This is a genomic window from Clostridium neuense (assembly GCF_045310695.1).
Lineage (GTDB): Bacteria > Bacillota > Clostridia > Clostridiales > Clostridiaceae > Clostridium_S > Clostridium_S neuense.
This window is the reverse complement of record NZ_JBJIAA010000006.1, coordinates 160,605-174,042: the sequence shown is the minus strand read 5'-3', so window position 1 is coordinate 174,042 and position 13,438 is coordinate 160,605. Positions and strand designations below refer to the sequence as shown.

Sequence of the window (13,438 nt, the reverse complement as noted above, 5' to 3'; positions counted from 1 at the left end):
ACTAGTCATACTAAGGTTGGGGGTTTGGGCGGAGCCCATGTGATTTGAAAATTGTGAACTAGTTTTTTGCATAAAAAATTTAACTTAATGAAATAAAAAGTTGCTGCATTAAAAAAATGCAGCAACTTTTTGATTTAATCCACATTAAAATAAAATTTTTCATCTTGTGGTACTATTAAAGAACGGAAAAAACATTTAATATTAATAGTGGAATTAATAAGATATATATTTAATTTTCATGCATTTAAAATAATAGTTGCTAAAATTGAAATAAGTAACTAAACTATAACGTATAAGAGTTAATGTCAAAGGAGAGATAACATGAAAAAGAAAATAGCTATATTATTTGGCGGACAATCAACAGAGCATGAAGTTTCAAGAGTTTCAGCAGCGTCTGTTTTAAGGAATATTGATGTTACCAAATATGAAGTATATCCAATAGGAATAACTAAAAAAGGTGAATGGTTTGAATATACAGGAAGTATAGATGAAATAGAAAGTGGTGCATGGGAGAATAATCAATTTTATAAAAATCCAAAGGCACAGGATATATTATTTAGTAAAGAGGTAGATGTTGTTTTTCCTGTATTACATGGACTTTTTGGAGAGGATGGAACTATACAAGGATTATGTAAGCTTATAGGTGTACCATGTGTTGGACCTGGAGTGTTATCATCATCGGTATGTATGGACAAGGTATATACTAAATATGTGCTTGAACATTTTAATATAAAGCAAGCTGATTATGTAATTGTAAGTTTAAATGAATATAAAAATCAAAAAGAAGAAATAATAAAAACTATTGAGAAAAAATTAAACTATGAAGTATTTATAAAACCATCTAATAGTGGATCATCTGTCGGTATAACAAAAGCTCATAATAGAGAAGAATTAGAAAAGGGATTAGAAGAGGCACTTAAATATGACAGAAAAGTACTTGTAGAAACTGCAATTAATGCAAGAGAAGTAGAAGTTGCTGTTCTTGGAAATGATGAACCTAAAGCATCTGTTCCAGGTGAGATAGTACCTGCTAAAGAGTTTTATGATTATGAAGCAAAATATGAAAATGCAGCATCTGAACTTTTAATTCCTGCAAAATTAAGTGAGGATAAGCTTGAAGAAATCAGAAAAACTGCAGTAGAGGTGTATAAAGCACTTGATTGTTCAGGAATGGCAAGAGTTGACTTTCTTGTTGATAAAGATACTTTAGATGTATACCTTAATGAAGTAAATACTATTCCTGGGTTTACTAAAATAAGTATGTACCCTAAATTATGGGAAGCTACAAGTAAAGATTATAAAAGGTTAATAGATGATCTTATAGAACTTGCTATTGAAAGAAATAACGCTTAGGAGATATTAATGTATGTCAAAAAAAGCAATAATAAGTGTTTTTAGTGGAGAAAATGAGAATAATGAACAACCTATATCTGTAACAACTCCAGGAGAATTTTATAAAAGAAATAACTGTTATTATGCTATCTACAAGGAAACTGAAATATCAGGTATGGAAGGTACTACAACTACGCTTAAAATAGGATCAGATAAATTTTCTATTTTAAGAAAAGGTACGACTTCGACTAAAATGGAATTTGAAAAAGATAAAAAAACTTTTTCATTATATAATACTCCTTATGGAACGCTAGAGCTTGAGATAAATACGAAGGATTTACAAATAGACATGAATGATGATGGCGGTAAGATTTTTGCTCAATACGAACTCAATATATCAAGACAAAGCCGTCAATTAACTAATATTGAGATAGAAATTAAAATTCTATAATTTTAAAGTTGATATTGTATTTAAATGGAGTAATAGTATCCGAATTTTTTGAGTACTGTTACTCCATTGTTTTGATTATTAAAATTTTGTCAATAATCATAATAAATATAAATTAATGAAAGTGTATGATTATTTTTGGAGTGATTTTAATGATTAGAAGAAGATATGATAAAATAATAGAATTAATGTGTGAATATAAAGGGATAAACAGAAGAGAATTATATAAGCTTTTAAAAGATAAAAATTGCAAATACATGCTCTTTCTTCTTTTGAGAAAACATAGAATTGGATACGAATTTATAAAAAGTGATATGCCAATGTTTAACAAACGAACTATAAATTATAACTGTAAAAGAGCGGAAAAAATGTTTTTGATAAATAAAGAATTTAGGGATATGTATTTTGAATTAGAAGATGAGATCGAAAAAATTTAATATATAAAAATAAAATAGTAGAAAAAAGTATATTTATGTGTTAAAATAATATGTATGTGTTGAAAGGCAATAAAAAACCATCATACATAGTAGGGTAATTTTTATTATATGCCTTAAATGTAATGTTGTCAATATAAAAATGAAAAAATACTTAAATTTTTAGAAAATTTTAAACAGAAATTATATGGGAGGTAATTTAATGAAAACAACAAAGTATATATTTGTAACTGGAGGAGTTGTATCATCTCTTGGAAAAGGAATCACAGCAGCTTCTCTTGGAAGGTTGCTTAAAAATAGAGGACTTAAGGTATCTATTCAAAAATTTGACCCTTATATAAATGTGGATCCAGGAACTATGAGTCCTTATCAGCATGGAGAAGTATTTGTAACTGACGATGGTGCGGAAACTGATTTGGATCTTGGACATTATGAAAGATTTATAGATGAAAATCTAAGCAAAAACAGTAATGTAACTACTGGAAAAGTATATTGGTCAGTTCTTACAAAAGAGAGAAGAGGAGATTTTCTTGGAGGTACTGTTCAAGTAATTCCTCATATAACTAATGAATTAAAAGATAGAGTGTATAGAGTTGCAAAAGAAAAAGATGTTGATGTTGTTATAACTGAAATTGGTGGAACTGTAGGAGATATAGAGTCACTTCCATTTCTTGAAGCTATAAGACAAATAAAAGGTGAAGCCGGACCAGGAAATACATGTTATATACATGTTACATTAGTTCCTTATTTGCATAAAGCAGGAGAGCTTAAAACAAAACCAACTCAACATTCAGTAAAAGAACTTAGAAGCATAGGGATTCAGCCAGATATTATAGTTTGTCGTTCTGAAAAGGAACTTTCAAAAGACTTAAGAAATAAAATAGGACTTTTCTGTAGTGTAGATGGAGATTCTGTAATCCAAAATCTAGATGCAAGAAATTTATATGAAGTGCCATTGATGCTCCATAAAGAGGGATTAGATAATATTGTATGTGAAAAATTAGGATTGAAATGCAAAGATGCTGATAATTCTGAATGGATACAAATGGTAGATAATTTGATGAACTTATCAAAAGAAGTTACAATTGCGCTTGTTGGAAAGTATGTTGAGCTTCATGATGCTTATATATCCGTTGTTGAGTCGCTGAATCACGGTGGATATGCCAATAATGCTTCGATAAATATAAAATGGGTAAATTCTGTTGATGTTACAAGAGAAAATGTAAATGAAATGTTGAGCGGAGTAGATGGAGTACTAGTACCAGGAGGCTTTGGTGACAGAGGCATAGAGGGTAAAATAGAAGCTATAAGATGGGCAAGAGAAAATAAAGTTCCGTTTTTTGGAATATGTCTTGGAATGCAGTGTGCTGTAATAGAGTTTGCTAGAGATGTGCTTAATTACGAAGGAGCTCATAGTTCGGAATTTGATCCAGAAACAAAGTATCCTGTAATTGATCTAATGCCAGAGCAGAAGGACATAGATGAGAAAGGCGGTACTATGAGACTTGGTTTATATGCTTGTAAGCTTTATGGTGATACTAATGCTTCAGAAGCTTATAATGAGCAAGTGATATATGAAAGACATAGACATAGATATGAATTTAATAATGAATATAGAAAAGAAATTGTTGAAAAAGGAATGACTCTTGCTGGAACAAGTCCTGATGAGAGATTAGTTGAAATAGTAGAAGTTAAAGATCATCCATGGTTTGTTGGAGTTCAATTCCATCCTGAATTTAAATCAAGACCTAATAGACCGCATCCTCTTTTCAGAGACTTTATAAAGGCAGCTTGTGCTTATCAAGAAAAATAATGCTTTAAATGTGCAGGAATTGTGTCCTGCACATTTTTATTTGAAAAAATATATAAATTAAAGGATTTTTTTAAGCGATATAGAATAATAGTTTATTGAGTATTAACTTTCTTTGTACTTTAGAAAAGTATGGAGGTGAAAGTATGATAGTAGATACTTCTGTTAGTATGGCTTTAAAAAATGAGTTTGGAAAATACGACATTAAAGGTATGAACCTTTTTAAAATTGAAGAAACTAATAGCCTGTTTAAGTCTGTGAAATTAAAATTAAAAAATAAAAATACAGTTATGGTCCAATTGAAGTGCCCATTATGTGGAAAACTTCATGCTTTTAATTACTGTGTTAGCAATATAGTAAATCAAGAGATAATTGTGTGTGGATGCAAAACACTTGGTATACCAGTACTTTTTATTGGTGAAGATAAGAAGATAAGGCAAAGGGTAATGCAATATAACAAAGCAATTAAGGAAATATATGCTATTTTTTAGTTTTATATTTAAAATGTGATAATTTTTAAAAATACTTGATTTTTATTTTTTTTAAGTTTAATATATATAAATATGGTTTAAAATATTATTTAAAAAATATTTTGTGTGCGTAAATTTATTTAGTGTTGAATTTATAAATATGATGTCGAATCTCTCTTCTCTAAAATTCTAAAATACTTTTAAATATTATTTTTATTGAAAAATCCAATTTAACTTCATAAAATTCTCATTTTACAAGTTAAAAATTAAGATTATAGTATTCGTGGAGGTGTTGACTTTTTGATTAATGATGAGTTAGAAAGTATGACTCTTATTGTTTTGAAAGAAATTGCTAAGAAAATGGAAATCAAGAATGCTTATAAATATAAAAAGAATGAACTAATTGATCTAATAAGGGAAAAAAGAGGTATAAGCATAAAAAAAGATGGTGTTATATTAAGAGAAAAAATAAGTCCTAAGAAAAATATAGCAATTGAAGAAAAGAATAAAGAAGAAAACGTTAAAGAAGAAAATGTTAAAGAAGAAAATACAAATAATAATGAAAGATTAAGTTCACAAAAAACAGAAATTAAAAATACTCCTAAAAATAGTGTCTCGAGGGAAGAAAAAAATGAGAAATTTAAAGAAATGGTCGATGAGTCTGATTCGGCAAAGGGAGTTTTAGAACTTGTTGAAAATAATAATTTTGGATTTTTGAGAGGAAAAAATTATTTAACTAGCCAGGATGATATATATGTTTCTCCATCTCAAATAAGAAGATTTAACTTAAAAACTGGAGATGAAGTTCAGGGAAAAGTTAGGATCCCTAAAGAAGGAGAAAAATTTAAGGCACTTTTATATGTTCAAAAAGTAAATGGTGAAAATCCAGAAAAAGCAGTTGGAAGAACTTCGTTTGAAAAATTAACACCAATATATCCTAATAGCAGGTTGGTATTGGAGAAAAACAGCAATGAACTATCCACTAGGTTGATGGATATAATCTGTCCTATAGGTAAAGGCCAAAGGGGAATCATTGTAGCGCCTCCTAAAGCTGGAAAAACAACACTTCTTAAAACAGTTGCACAGAGCCTAACTGCTAATCATAAGGAAATAAAGCTTATAGTTGTTTTAATAGATGAAAGACCAGAGGAAGTAACAGATATGCAGAGAAGTATAAATGGAGAAGTAATATATTCAACGTTTGACGAAGAACCTGAACATCATACTAAAGTTGCATATATGGTGCTAGAAAGAGCTAAAAGAATGGTGGAGCAAGGACAAGATGTTGTTATACTTATGGACAGTATAACAAGGCTTGCAAGGGCATATAATCTTACTATTACTCCAACAGGTAGAACCTTGTCTGGTGGTTTGGACCCTGGAGCACTTATAATGCCTAAGAAGTTTTTTGGAGCAGCAAGAAATATAGAAGAAGGTGGAAGCCTTACTATACTTGCTACAGCACTTGTTGATACGGGTAGCAGAATGGATGACATGATATTTGAAGAATTTAAGGGAACGGGCAATATGGAGGTTCATCTTGATAGAAAACTTCAAGAAAGAAGAATATTCCCTGCTGTAGATATATATAAATCTGGAACTAGAAAAGAAAATGAATTGCTGTCAGCAGGAGAATTAGAGGCTGAATTTAAAATTAGAAAAATATTGTATAATGAGAATAATGTTCAGGAAGTTACGGAGAGACTTATTAATATGCTTAATGAAACAAAAAATAATAAGGAACTTGTTGAATTTATTAATAAGGGTAGGCTTTCTAAATAAAATGAAAAGAGTGCATATGGATTTAAATTATAAAATAAATCCATACACACTCTTTTCTATATTAAAACAAAGTTATAAAAATAATTTGAAAACGAAAAAGGAAAGGACTTCTTGCCCTTTCCATTCTTAAAAATTAAAAAATTATTTATCTGCTGGTAAATTGTATTTCTTTCTGAATTTCTCAACTCTACCACCAACATCAACAATTTTTTGATGACCTGTATAAAATGGATGGCATTTTGAACAAATATCTACCTTAAGTTCTTTTTTAGTAGAACCAGTAGTAAAGGTATTTCCGCATGCACATGTAACAACAGCATCTTCATGGTATTCTGGTTGTATTTCTTTTTGCATTATATTTCACCTCTCTCAAATATCCACAGTATTAACTACGCTATTATATCACAATAAAACAATTTTAGTCAATAAAAATAGTGCGAAGTAACAATGCTTTGTCACATTAAAAAAATTCTATAAATCTTGGTGGCTATTTTAAAATAGTGCTTGCTTTGAGTTCAAGAAGGATAATGGGCAAAGTTCATTAAATTGTTTTTCGTAGTAAAGCTAAGAAAAATATTTCTTTGTTTTTGCGTCAGCAAATTCTTTCTTTTTGACCTGTAGTCAACCAGTCGTTTTTTAACGTGCAAAGCACCTTTGAAATCTTTAACTTTATTATAAGTGTGAAAGTTTAGTTAATTGCTTTAATTAAGTATATATATCTGATAAAATAAGGTGTATACTGAAATCAAATAATTAAAAGACTAGTTTATATACAGAAATAGAGGTGTGAAAATGTCTAGAAAGACTTCGGTTGGTGGTCAGGCAGTAATTGAGGGAGTTATGATGAGAGGAACTAAAGGAATTGCTACTGCTGTCAGAACTTCTGATGGAGATATAAATGTTAAGTTTGAAGCTGTTGTTCCATATTCTAAAAAAAATAAGTTCTTTTCAATACCTATAATAAGAGGTTTTGTATCGCTTATAGAATCTTTAGTTATTGGGATAAAAACCTTAAATTATTCTGCATCGCTTTTTGAAGGAGAAGAAGAGGAAGAAGAACCATCAAAATTTGAAAAATGGATAGAAAGGGTATTAGGTGATAAAGTTAATGATCTTATAATTGGCTTTTCACTGATTGTATCTTTAATCTTTGCTATTACTATATTTTTTATTATTCCAACTTTTGCAGCAAATTTGTTTTTTAAGCTCAAACTAAATAATATTGCGTTAAATTTTATTGAAGGAGTAATAAGAGTTATAATATTCATAGCTTATATATATTTAATAGGTAAAATGAGCGATATAAATAGAGTTTTTCAATATCATGGTGCTGAGCATAAAACTGTTTTTTGCTATGAAAATGAAGATGAACTTACACCTGAAAATGCATCAAAGTATTCGCGATTTCATCCAAGATGTGGTACTAATTTTTTGTTTTTAGTAATGATAGTAAGCATAATTGTTTTTTCTTTCACAAAGTGGAGTTCTCTTCCAGAAAGAATTTTATCGAGAGTATTGCTACTTCCTGTTGTTTCTGGTGTTACATATGAAATAATAAGATGGATGGGAAAATCTAAAAGTTCTATTTCACATATTTTTGCTTATCCTGGGCTTATGCTTCAAAAATTAACAACAAGAGAACCGGATTACAGTCAACTAGAAGTTGCAATAAAAGCACTTAAGGTAGCAGAAGGTATAGAACAAGAAGATGAAGAAGGAGAGAATATAGAGGAATGACCATAAAGGATATTCTATTTGAGGCTTACAGTAAATTAAAGATGGTAGATGGTGAATTTTATATATCTGATAGTCAAATTTTACTTGAGTATGTTTTAAAAAAAGATAGATTGTTTATACTTACTAATATGGATTATGAGGTTGAAGATTATAAATGTAAAGAATATTTTAATTACATTGAACTAAGAAAAAATAAAATGCCTGTAAAATATATAACACAGGAATGTGAATTTATGGGGTTAGACTTTTTTATCAAAGAAGGAGTTTTAATACCAAGACCGGATACGGAAATTTTAGTTGAAGAGGTAATAAAAAAGATAGAAGAGAAAAAGTACACTACTGTATGTGATGTCTGTACTGGAAGTGGTGCAATAGGTTTATCTATAGCATACTATAAGAAAAATACTAATGTGCTTTGCATTGATATTTCAGATGAGGCTATTGAGGTTTCAAATAAAAATCTCGGTAAATTTGAGCTAGATAACGTAGTGATAGAAAAAGGTGATCTTTTAAAAAAGCAAGTTGATGAAAATATAAAATTTGATGTTATTGTTTCTAATCCGCCATATATTCCTATAGGTGAGATAGATGGACTAATGAAAGATGTAAGAGATTTTGAGCCTCGTATTGCACTTGCAGGAGGAAAAGATGGACTTGAATTTTACAGAAAAATAACAGAGCAAAGTGCTAGAATCTTAAATAAGGGTGGTCTTCTTGCATATGAAATAGGAAGTAGTGAATGGGAAGGTGTTAAAAGTGTAATGGAAAAATTTGAGTTTGTAAATGTAAGCTTAACGAAAGATCTTGCTGGAAACGACAGAGTAGTTACAGGTTTTAAAAAGTAAAATAAATGTTTATGTAGAAAGCAAATAGTAAGTGTGTTATAATATAATATTGTGAAAATACAAATACGGAGTGATAAAATAATGCTTGAGAGACTTAATTTTATAGAAAGTAAATATGACGAGCTATCCATTAAAATAAGTGACCCTTCTGTTATGGCAGATCAAAAAGAATGGCAGAAGTTATGTAAGGAGCATGCCGATTTAGAGGTTATAGTGCTAAAATATAGAGAATATAAAAAGGTATGTGAAAGTTTAGAAGCCGACAAAGAAATGCTAAATGATAAAATAGACAGCGAATTAAAGGAAATGGTAGAAGAAGAAATAAAAGAGCTGGAGCCTCAGGTTCCAAAATATGAAAAGGAACTTCAACTTTTGCTTTTGCCTAAGGATCCAAATGACAGTAAAAATGTATTTGTTGAAATAAGAGGCGGAGCAGGTGGAGAAGAGGCAGCATTATTTGCTTCAGATTTATTTAGAATGTACACTAGATACGCTGAAAGAGTTGGCTGGAAAACAGAAATTATGAGCGCCAATGAAACAGACATAGGTGGATTTAAAGAAGTAGTATTTATGATAAAAGGAGAAGGCGCTTACAGTAAGCTTAAATATGAAAGTGGTACTCATAGAGTTCAGAGGGTGCCGGATACAGAGTCAAGTGGAAGAATACATACATCAACTGCTACAGTTGCAGTACTTCCGGAAGTTGAGGATGTTGATGTTGAGATAAATCCAAATGACTTAAGAATCGATGTTTTTAGAGCTTCAGGACATGGAGGACAATGTGTAAATACTACAGATTCAGCCGTTAGAATTACACATATACCTACAGGAATTGTAGTTTCTTGTCAAGATGAAAAAAGACAGCTTAAAAACAAGGAAAAGGCTATGAAGGTTTTGAGATCAAGACTTTATGAAATGGCAGAGGCAGAAAGAAATGCTGGAATTGCTGAGGATAGAAAAAATCAGGTTGGTACTGGTGATAGAAGTGAAAGAATAAGAACATATAATTTTCCACAGGGAAGGGTTACAGATCATAGAATAGGATTAACAATTTACAAATTAGATCAATTCCTTGATGGAGATATAGATGAAGTAATAGATGCACTTATTACTGCAGAGCAAGCTGAAAAAATGAAATCTCTTGGTAATGAAGAATTTTAATAAAAAAGGGTGAGTTATATGAATTTAAATAAGGTAATAAGGAAACAAAATGCAGCTAGTAATAGATTTACGTTTTCTATGTGCCTTATTTTTTTTTCGCTGCCAGTTGCATTAATTCTTTCTAATCAAGCTAATATATTATTTATACTTTATCTTATTATTATAGAGTTGTTGATTATTTTAGCTGTCTTAGCTAGAATAAATAATGAATTTTTTTCTTTTAAATATGATGGATATAGAATTAAAGTGAAGGATGGAATATTTAAATCCGCAAGTAATATAGTATGTGAAAAGGTTAATTTGGTTCATGCTGAAAAAGAGGATAAGGATATTAGAATAATAATAATAACTAAGTCTAAATTTAGAAATAAATACTTAAAGAGTATTAATGCTAACTTTATGAAAAGATATCCTTATGCAGCGCATCATTATGCGAGATTAAAAAAGCTTTATCCTGAAAATCATTATTATTATCTTGTATTTAGAAATGGCGGGTATAAAAAGTATTTGTTTTTAAATGAGTTGTTTAAACAATGTGTTCATGCAGATTTTACCGATGAGGCCATTGAACAAATAAAAAAAAGTAGAGAAACCTGAGGTGTTTTTATATGAATACTAAAATAATAAGGATGGACAATGATAACATAAATAGTAAAGTTATAGCTGAAGCTGGAAATGCAATTAAATCTGGAGGACTTGTTGTTTTTCCAACAGAAACTGTATATGGATTAGGTGCAAATGCCTGTGATGGTGAAGCAGTAAAAAAAATCTTCCTTGCAAAGGGAAGACCACAAGACAATCCACTTATATCTCATATTGCGGATTTTGAAAGTATAAACGAAATTGCTTTGGAGGTACCAGAGATTGCTAGAAAATTGGCAGAAAGATTTTGGCCAGGTCCCATGACTTTAATAATGAAGAAAAAGCCTATTATTTCTGATATTACTAGTGCTGGACTTAAAAGCATAGGTATAAGAATGCCATCGAATATTATAGCAAGGGAAATCATAAAAGCTTCTGGTGTACCGATAGCAGCACCTTCTGCAAATATTTCAGGAAGGCCTAGCCCTACAGATATAGAAAGATGTGTAGAAGACTTAAATGGTAAGGTTGATTACATTATTGGAGGAGAACAGTGTACGTTTGGGTTGGAGTCTACTGTTATAGACTGTACAGTGAGCCCTATATGTATTTTAAGACCTGGTGCAATCACTCTAGAAATGATAAAAGAGATTGATAGTAATGCATATATTGATCCTGCGATTATGAAAAAACCAGAAAGTGATTTTAAGCCAAAAGCACCTGGAATGAAGTATAAGCATTATTCACCAAAGGCGGATGTTAAAATTATTGAAGGGGATTTGCAAAAAACTATTGAAAAAATCAATGAAATGGTGCAAAATTATATAGATGATGGTAAAAAAGTAGGTGTCATGGCTACGGATGAAACTATGAATTCCTATAATAATGTCAAGGTTATTTCGCTTGGAAGTAGAAAAGATATGTATTCTATAGGAAAAAATTTATTTGAAACCTTAAGAAGCTTTGATGACAGTAATATGGATATTATTCTTTCAGAATCTTTTGCAGAAAAAGGTTTTGGAGTTGCTATAATGAATAGACTTAATAAATCAGCAGGCTTCGATATAATAAAAGCTTAAAAGACTAAAACTGATTTAAGGAGGGATAAATTGTGAAAATATTATTTGTTTGTTCTGGAAACACATGCAGAAGTTGTATGGCAGAGGCTATATTCAATAGTATATGTGACATTGATAATGTTAAAGCTATATCTGCTGGTTTATCTGTTTTCCCAGGAAGTAAGACCTCTTTAAATTGTGCAATGATTGTTAATGAAAGCTTGAACTTGGATATATCAAATAGAAGTGCTGTTCAGTTAAATCCATTTATTATTGAAGAAGTGGATATTGTATTAACTATGACTGCTTATATAAGAGATGTGTTAAGGGATACAAATGAAACTTATGCAAATAAAATATATTCGTTGGGAGAATATATAGGAAATAATGCTGAAATAAGTGATCCATACGGGGGTAGTCTAGATATTTATAGAAAAACTTTTGTAGAGCTTAAAAGTAATTTAGAGGTTTTGATTGAAAAATTAAAGGAAGATAAAGGTATTAGGTGATACATTTATCTTCTTTTTTTGTGAATAAAGATAAGTTATTTAAATTCTAATGTTTAAAGAGCTTATTCATAATTAGTGGAGGTGTTTTTATGAAAATAGCAATTGGAAGTGACCATGCTGGTTTTTCCTTAAAAAAACAAGTTCTGGACCACTTAAAAGAAAAAGGAATAGAAGCAAAGGATTTTGGAACATACACTAATGATTCATGTGATTATCCTGACTTTGCATTAAAGGTTGCTGAAGAAGTTGCAGAAAAAAATTATGATTTTGGAATTCTTGTATGTGGAACAGGTATAGGGATAAGTATTGCAGCAAATAAGGTTCCTGGAATAAGAGCAGCTGCATGTTCAGATACATTTTCTGCACATGCATGTAGAGAACATAACAATGCTAACATAATTGCATTTGGAGAAAGGGTTGTAGGCCCTGGCTTAGCATGCGATATTGTAGATACATTTTTAGCTTCAAAGTTTCAAGGAGAAAGACACCAGAGAAGAATTGACAAAATAACTGAAATTGAAAAGAAATATAGTAAGTAAATAGGAGGAAAAAATAATGAGTAAAGTAACACAAATATCACATCCATTAATATTACATAAATTAGCTTTTATAAGGAACAAAGAAACAGGTTCAAAGGATTTTAGAGAAATGGTTGAAGAAGTTGCAATGCTTATGGCATATGAAGTAACACGTGATATGCAGCTTGAAACGGTGGAAATAGAAACACCTATTTGTAAGACAAAATGCAAAATGCTTGCAGGTAAGAAAGTTGCTATAGTTCCAATACTTAGAGCAGGACTAGGAATGGTAGATGGAATGCTTAAACTTATACCAGCAGCTAAAGTTGGTCATGTTGGACTATACAGAGATGAAAAAACTTTAAAACCAGTAGAATATTTTTGTAAATTACCTCAAGATATAGAAGAGAGAGATATAATTGTTACAGATCCAATGCTTGCAACTGGTGGTTCGGCAATTGATGCTATATCTTTATTAAAGAAAAGAGGAGCAAAATATATAAGACTTATGTGCCTTATAGGAGCACCAGAAGGAATAAAAGCAGTACAGGAAGCACATCCAGATGTTGATATATATTTAGCATCAATAGATGAAAAATTAAATGAAAATGGATATATAGTTCCAGGTCTCGGTGATGCCGGCGACAGACTCTTCGGAACTAAGTAAACATATTGGGGTTTGGGCGGCAGCCCATGTGATTCATGAACCCGGAATAAGCTCTCATTATAAAAAAGACAAGAAAATATATAGG

Annotated in this window: 15 protein-coding genes; 14 read left to right on the top strand and 1 reads right to left on the bottom strand. The window is 30.4% G+C overall.

Annotation, left to right across the window (positions count from 1 at the left end; translation table 11 throughout):
- Positions 1-321 precede the first annotated feature (321 nt).
- From ACJDT4_RS08765 to rho, 6 genes are all read left to right on the top strand, one after another.
- Complete coding sequence (locus ACJDT4_RS08765; protein ID WP_406787178.1) at positions 322-1,353, top strand: D-alanine--D-alanine ligase family protein; 1,032 nt, start codon at positions 322-324, stop codon at positions 1,351-1,353.
- 13 nt (positions 1,354-1,366) lie between these two features.
- The gene (locus ACJDT4_RS08760) at positions 1,367-1,783 is read left to right on the top strand and encodes a YwiB family protein (RefSeq protein ID WP_406787177.1); all 417 of its coding nucleotides are present in this window, start codon (positions 1,367-1,369) and stop codon (positions 1,781-1,783) included.
- A gap of 149 nt (positions 1,784-1,932) precedes the next feature.
- Positions 1,933-2,217 (top strand): ribose-5-phosphate isomerase, encoded by a 285-nt coding sequence (locus tag ACJDT4_RS08755; protein WP_406787176.1) that lies wholly within the window; start codon positions 1,933-1,935, stop codon positions 2,215-2,217.
- Between the two features lie 199 nt (positions 2,218-2,416).
- Complete coding sequence (locus tag ACJDT4_RS08750; protein ID WP_406787175.1) at positions 2,417-4,027, top strand: CTP synthase; 1,611 nt, start codon at positions 2,417-2,419, stop codon at positions 4,025-4,027.
- Between the two features lie 143 nt (positions 4,028-4,170).
- Positions 4,171-4,515 (top strand): hypothetical protein, encoded by a 345-nt coding sequence (locus tag ACJDT4_RS08745; protein ID WP_406787174.1) that lies wholly within the window; start codon positions 4,171-4,173, stop codon positions 4,513-4,515.
- Positions 4,516-4,818: 303 nt separating this feature from the next.
- Positions 4,819-6,276, top strand: a complete 1,458-nt coding sequence (rho, locus tag ACJDT4_RS08740; RefSeq protein ID WP_406787272.1) for a transcription termination factor Rho — start codon at positions 4,819-4,821, stop codon at positions 6,274-6,276.
- A 141-nt stretch (positions 6,277-6,417) separates the two neighbouring features.
- On the opposite strand, the gene rpmE is transcribed toward rho, so the two are convergent.
- A complete protein-coding gene (gene rpmE / locus ACJDT4_RS08735; protein WP_053241846.1) occupies positions 6,418-6,630 on the bottom strand; it encodes a 50S ribosomal protein L31 in 213 nt (70 codons plus the stop codon).
- A gap of 438 nt (positions 6,631-7,068) precedes the next feature.
- Here rpmE and ACJDT4_RS08730 point away from each other — a divergent pair, with 438 nt between their 5' ends.
- From ACJDT4_RS08730 to upp, 8 genes are all read left to right on the top strand, one after another.
- Entirely contained in the window at positions 7,069-8,013 is a 945-nt protein-coding gene (locus tag ACJDT4_RS08730; RefSeq protein WP_406787173.1) for a DUF1385 domain-containing protein, read from the top strand.
- Positions 8,010-8,858 carry a peptide chain release factor N(5)-glutamine methyltransferase gene (gene prmC / locus ACJDT4_RS08725; RefSeq protein WP_406787172.1) on the top strand — a complete coding sequence of 283 codons (849 nt, stop codon included), beginning with the start codon at positions 8,010-8,012 and terminating at the stop codon, positions 8,856-8,858. The genes ACJDT4_RS08730 and prmC overlap by 4 nt, the downstream gene beginning before the upstream one ends.
- An 81-nt stretch (positions 8,859-8,939) precedes the next feature.
- Positions 8,940-10,019, top strand: coding sequence for a peptide chain release factor 1 (gene prfA / locus ACJDT4_RS08720; protein WP_406787171.1), 1,080 nt, complete (start codon positions 8,940-8,942; stop codon positions 10,017-10,019).
- Positions 10,020-10,037: 18 nt separating this feature from the next.
- The gene (locus tag ACJDT4_RS08715; RefSeq protein WP_406787170.1) at positions 10,038-10,616 is read left to right on the top strand and encodes a hypothetical protein; all 579 of its coding nucleotides are present in this window, start codon (positions 10,038-10,040) and stop codon (positions 10,614-10,616) included.
- Positions 10,617-10,627: 11 nt separating this feature from the next.
- Positions 10,628-11,680, top strand: coding sequence for an L-threonylcarbamoyladenylate synthase (locus tag ACJDT4_RS08710; protein ID WP_406787169.1), 1,053 nt, complete (start codon positions 10,628-10,630; stop codon positions 11,678-11,680).
- A gap of 32 nt (positions 11,681-11,712) precedes the next feature.
- Positions 11,713-12,168, top strand: coding sequence for a low molecular weight protein arginine phosphatase (locus ACJDT4_RS08705; protein ID WP_406787168.1), 456 nt, complete (start codon positions 11,713-11,715; stop codon positions 12,166-12,168).
- A gap of 89 nt (positions 12,169-12,257) precedes the next feature.
- Positions 12,258-12,707 (top strand): ribose 5-phosphate isomerase B, encoded by a 450-nt coding sequence (rpiB, locus tag ACJDT4_RS08700; protein ID WP_406787167.1) that lies wholly within the window; start codon positions 12,258-12,260, stop codon positions 12,705-12,707.
- A 16-nt stretch (positions 12,708-12,723) separates the two neighbouring features.
- The gene (upp, locus tag ACJDT4_RS08695; protein WP_053242493.1) at positions 12,724-13,353 is read left to right on the top strand and encodes a uracil phosphoribosyltransferase; all 630 of its coding nucleotides are present in this window, start codon (positions 12,724-12,726) and stop codon (positions 13,351-13,353) included.
- Positions 13,354-13,438 lie beyond the last annotated feature (85 nt).

Excerpts from the sequence above, each read along its gene's own strand:
- ACJDT4_RS08765 (WP_406787178.1), top strand. The coding sequence starts at position 322 with ATGAAAAAGAAAATAGCTATATTATTTGGCGGACAATCAACAGAGCAT.
- ACJDT4_RS08730 (WP_406787173.1), top strand. The coding sequence starts at position 7,069 with ATGTCTAGAAAGACTTCGGTTGGTGGTCAGGCAGTAATTGAGGGAGTT.
- ACJDT4_RS08755 (WP_406787176.1), top strand. The coding sequence starts at position 1,933 with ATGATTAGAAGAAGATATGATAAAATAATAGAATTAATGTGTGAATAT.
- prmC (WP_406787172.1), top strand. The coding sequence starts at position 8,010 with ATGACCATAAAGGATATTCTATTTGAGGCTTACAGTAAATTAAAGATG.
- ACJDT4_RS08760 (WP_406787177.1), top strand. The coding sequence starts at position 1,367 with ATGTCAAAAAAAGCAATAATAAGTGTTTTTAGTGGAGAAAATGAGAAT.
- ACJDT4_RS08715 (WP_406787170.1), top strand. The coding sequence starts at position 10,038 with ATGAATTTAAATAAGGTAATAAGGAAACAAAATGCAGCTAGTAATAGA.
- ACJDT4_RS08745 (WP_406787174.1), top strand. The coding sequence starts at position 4,171 with ATGATAGTAGATACTTCTGTTAGTATGGCTTTAAAAAATGAGTTTGGA.
- upp (WP_053242493.1), top strand. The coding sequence starts at position 12,724 with ATGAGTAAAGTAACACAAATATCACATCCATTAATATTACATAAATTA.
- rpmE (WP_053241846.1), bottom strand. The coding sequence starts at position 6,630 with ATGCAAAAAGAAATACAACCAGAATACCATGAAGATGCTGTTGTTACA.
- ACJDT4_RS08710 (WP_406787169.1), top strand. The coding sequence starts at position 10,628 with ATGAATACTAAAATAATAAGGATGGACAATGATAACATAAATAGTAAA.
- rpiB (WP_406787167.1), top strand. The coding sequence starts at position 12,258 with ATGAAAATAGCAATTGGAAGTGACCATGCTGGTTTTTCCTTAAAAAAA.
- prfA (WP_406787171.1), top strand. The coding sequence starts at position 8,940 with ATGCTTGAGAGACTTAATTTTATAGAAAGTAAATATGACGAGCTATCC.
- ACJDT4_RS08750 (WP_406787175.1), top strand. The coding sequence starts at position 2,417 with ATGAAAACAACAAAGTATATATTTGTAACTGGAGGAGTTGTATCATCT.
- rho (WP_406787272.1), top strand. The coding sequence starts at position 4,819 with ATGACTCTTATTGTTTTGAAAGAAATTGCTAAGAAAATGGAAATCAAG.